The following is an 881-nucleotide window of genomic DNA, read 5'->3' on the forward strand; positions in this document are numbered from 1 at the left end:
TGATGACACCTTTGACTGCGCGACCACTTACAGACACCTCATCTGACAATGCAGCGGTTGCAACAGGCGCCGCGCTAGCGTCATCAGAGCCGGAACCGCCACCCCCGCATGCCGCGAGCCCTAAAACGCTTGCTAGGATAGAGGTTTTCAATAAGTTTTGAGTCGCTTGGTAAACCATCTTAATTCTCACCAAAATTCGTATCAGTGAGAAAAGCGTAGTCGTACCTCAGGAATTTAGACGGAATTACATCGCATATAATGCTAGCTTTGCGTCATATTTTTGACCAATTTGCGTTTTGTGAATTACTGCAAATCCAATATAAGTGCTAAGTCACGCAGAACCTGCTAACTAGTAGTTTTGTGCAACAACTTTGCAACGGGAGCAAAAGACTTTCGATGCTCTGGACAAACACCATGTTGATCAAGCGCAAGAAAATGCGCCTTTGTGGGATAGCCTTTATGCTTCGCGAATCCATACTGAGGATAGCAAGCATCCAGACGAACCATATCAGCGTCGCGCCATACCTTGGCGAGAATAGAAGCGGCGCTAATACACTTCGCCAATGCATCCCCCTTTATTAAAGGACTTGCTGAGCAATTGAGACCCTTTGGAACACGATTTCCATCGACAAGCAAATGCTCGGGACGAACGCTAAGAGAGTTAACCGCACGCTCCATCGCTAACATGGAGGCGTGGAGAATGTTTAGCTCATCGATCTCCGCTGGGCTTGCTTCAGCGATAGACCACGCAAGCGCTTTACTCTTAATTTCGTCAGCAAGTTTCGTGCGTTTTTTTTCAGACAGTTTTTTAGAGTCTGCTAAACCTTCGATTTCTTGGTCAGGATCAAGAATTACGGCTGCAGCAACCACAGAACCAACAA

General features: G+C 46.8%; 1 protein-coding gene. It reads right to left on the bottom strand.

The annotated features are described in order from the left end of the window. Positions 1-345 precede the first annotated feature (345 nt). Positions 346-881 (bottom strand): ribonuclease HII (rnhB, locus tag A3739_RS26335; RefSeq protein ID WP_068503353.1); only part of this gene is annotated, 536 nt, incomplete at its 5' end.

It is taken from the genome of Oleiphilus sp. HI0067 (genome assembly GCF_001635735.1).